Annotated in this window: 2 rRNA genes; both read right to left on the bottom strand. The window is 52.2% G+C overall.

Features of this window, described 5'->3' with window-relative positions:
* Positions 1-7: 7 nt before the first annotated feature.
* Positions 8-120: ribosomal RNA gene (gene rrf, locus AGI3411_RS29980) — 5S ribosomal RNA — on the bottom strand.
* A 204-nt stretch (positions 121-324) separates the two neighbouring features.
* Positions 325-3,209: ribosomal RNA gene (locus AGI3411_RS29975) — 23S ribosomal RNA — on the bottom strand.
* Positions 3,210-3,408: the final 199 nt, after the last annotated feature.

The following is a 3,408-nucleotide window of genomic DNA, read 5'->3' as shown; positions in this document are numbered from 1 at the left end:
AATAAAAGCCTGACGATGACCTACTTTCACAGACGTCCGTCCACTATCATCGGCGCAAAGTCGTTTCACTGTCCTGTTCGGGATGGGAAGGAGTGGGACCAACTCGCTATGGTCGTCAGGCGTAACTGGTTGAGCGGCTGCGATGAACGCAACAGCTCCAATCTTGGAAGAAACACAACGTGTGGGCGGATCAGAGGCAAGCTCGATGATCACGCGCACAGTGGGGTGTAATTGGTGTTGGCTGGCTGCTGACGGGGCAGCCAGATTTTGTATTGAACGACACTTGGAACGCTATACCACCAGGTCAATAACCATCAGTGTTATAGGATCAAGCCTCACGGGCAATTAGTATCGGTTAGCTTAACGCATTACTGCGCTTCCACACCCGACCTATCAACGTCCTGGTCTCGAACGACCCTTCAGGGGGATCAAGTCCCCGGGATACCTAATCTTCAGACGAGTTTCCCGCTTAGATGCCTTCAGCGGTTATCTCTTCCGTACTTAGCTACCCGGCAATGCCATTGGCATGACAACCGGTACACCAGAGGTACGTCCACTCCGGTCCTCTCGTACTAGGAGCAGGCTCCGTCAAGTATCCAACGCCCACGGCAGATAGGGACCAAACTGTCTCACGACGTTTTAAACCCAGCTCACGTACCTCTTTAAATGGCGAACAGCCATACCCTTGGGACCGGCTACAGCCCCAGGATGAGATGAGCCGACATCGAGGTGCCAAACACCGCCGTCGATATGAACTCTTGGGCGGTATCAGCCTGTTATCCCCAGAGTACCTTTTATCCGTTGAGCGATGGCCCTTCCATTCAGAACCACCGGATCACTATGTCCTGCTTTCGCACCTGTTCGACTTGTCAGTCTCACAGTCAAGCACGCTTATGCCATTGCACTATCAGCACGATTTCCGACCGTACCTAGCGTACCTTCGAACTCCTCCGTTACACTTTGGGAGGAGACCGCCCCAGTCAAACTGCCCACCATGCACTGTCCCCGATCCGGATAACGGACCAAGGTTAGAACCGCAAACAAACCAGGGTGGTATTTCAAGGATGGCTCCACGTGATCTAGCGACCACGCTTCAAAGCCTCCCACCTATCCTACACAGGCCGGTTCACAGATCAATGCAAAGCTACAGTAAAGGTTCATGGGGTCTTTCCGTCTAGCCGCGGGTAGATTGCATCATCACAAACACTTCAACTTCGCTGAGTCTCAGGAGGAGACAGTGTGGCCATCGTTACGCCATTCGTGCAGGTCGGAACTTACCCGACAAGGAATTTCGCTACCTTAGGACCGTTATAGTTACGGCCGCCGTTTACCGGGGCTTCGATCAAGAGCTTGCACCCCATCACTTAACCTTCCGGCACCGGGCAGGCGTCACACCCTATACGTCGACTTTCGTCTTTGCAGAGTGCTGTGTTTTTAATAAACAGTCGCAGCCACCGATTCTCTGCGACCCCATCATGCTAAGCGCGCAGGCGCTTCACACTACCGGGGTATACCTTCTCCCGAAGTTACGGTATCAATTTGCCGAGTTCCTTCTCCTGAGTTCTCTCAAGCGCCTTGGAATATTCATCCCGTCCACCTGTGTCGGTTTGCGGTACGGTCTCGTACAGCTGAAGCTTAGAGGCTTTTCTTGGAACCACTTCCAATCACTTCGCAAGCAATGCTCGCTCGTGCCACACCCTTGATTTACGCGCCCGGATTTGCCTAAGCGCCATCTTCGATGCGTCAACAGGGACATCCAACACCCTGATGATCTTCCGCGATCCGTCCCCCCATCGCACTGTACGACGGTGCTGGAATATTAACCAGCTTCCCATCAGCTACGCATCTCTGCCTCGCCTTAGGGGCCGACTCACCCTGCGCCGATGAACGTTGCGCAGGAAACCTTGGACTTACGGCGAGGGGGCTTTTCACCCCCTTTATCGCTACTCATGTCAGCATTCGCACTTCTGATACCTCCAGCAGCCTTCACAAGCCACCTTCGCAGGCTTACAGAACGCTCTCCTACCGCGTGCACTAAAAGTGCACACCCGCAGCTTCGGTTTATCGCTTAGCCCCGTTACATCTTCCGCGCAGGACGACTCGATCAGTGAGCTATTACGCTTTCTTTAAAGGATGGCTGCTTCTAAGCCAACCTCCTGACTGTCTATGCCTTCCCACTTCGTTTCCCACTTAGCGATAATTTGGGACCTTAGCTGGCGGTCTGGGTTGTTTCCCTCTTGAGTCCGGACGTTAGCACCCGGTGCTCTGTCTCCCAAGCTGTACTTGCGGGTATTCGGAGTTTGCCATAGTTTGGTAAGTCGCCATGACCCCCTAGCTATAACAGTGCTCTACCCCCCGCAGTAATACTTGAGGCACTACCTAAATAGTTTTCGGAGAGAACCAGCTATTTCCAGATTTGTTTAGCCTTTCACCCCTATCCACAGCTCATCCCCTAATTTTTCAACATTAGTGGGTTCGGTCCTCCAGCACGTGTTACCGTGCCTTCAACCTGGCCATGGATAGATCATCTGGTTTCGGGTCTACACCCAGCGACTGAATCGCCCTATTCGGACTCGCTTTCGCTACGGCTTCCCTATTCGGTTAACCTTGCCACTGAATGTAAGTCGCTGACCCATTATACAAAAGGTACGCAGTCACCCCACAAGGAGGCTCCTACTGTTTGTATGCATACGGTTTCAGGATCTATTTCACTCCCCTTCCGGGGTTCTTTTCGCCTTTCCCTCACGGTACTGGTTCACTATCGGTCGATCACGAGTATTTAGCCTTGGAGGATGGTCCCCCCATCTTCAAACAGGATTTCACGTGTCCCGCCCTACTTGTCTTACGCTTAGTTCCACAATCGAGATTTCGTCTACAGGGCTATCACCTGCTACGGCCGGGCTTTCCATCCCGTTCGACTATCTTGACTGCTAAAACGTAAAGGCTCTTCCGATTTCGCTCGCCACTACTTTCGGAATCTCGGTTGATTTCTTTTCCTCGAGCTACTGAGATGTTTCAGTTCACCCGGTTCGCTTCCACTGGCCTATGTATTCAGCCAGGGATACCGCATTGCTGCGGTGGGTTTCCCCATTCGGATATCTGCGGATCAAAGCTTGTTTGCCAGCTCCCCGCAGCTTTTCGCAGGCTACTACGTCCTTCATCGCCTGTGATCGCCAAGGCATCCACCATATGCACTTAGTCGCTTGATCCTATAACGCTGTAGGCTATAGGACCTGAGTATTAGCGTTTGTGCCGTTCATAAGTTTCAAAGCAGCCTGAAGCTCGCGCTTCAGTCTTGAGAACTTGGAACAAAATTAATGCAATCACAACCCGTACTTATCTTCTTCGGCTTGCGCCGAGTACTTGATAAGTACATTTCGTTGTGCTTCTTCCAGATTGTTAAAGAAC

This window comes from Achromobacter agilis, from assembly GCF_900496965.1.
Classification (GTDB): Bacteria; Pseudomonadota; Gammaproteobacteria; order Burkholderiales; family Burkholderiaceae_B; genus Achromobacter; species Achromobacter agilis.
The sequence above is the reverse complement of the archived record's forward strand: the minus strand, read 5'-3'. Positions and strand labels throughout refer to the sequence as shown.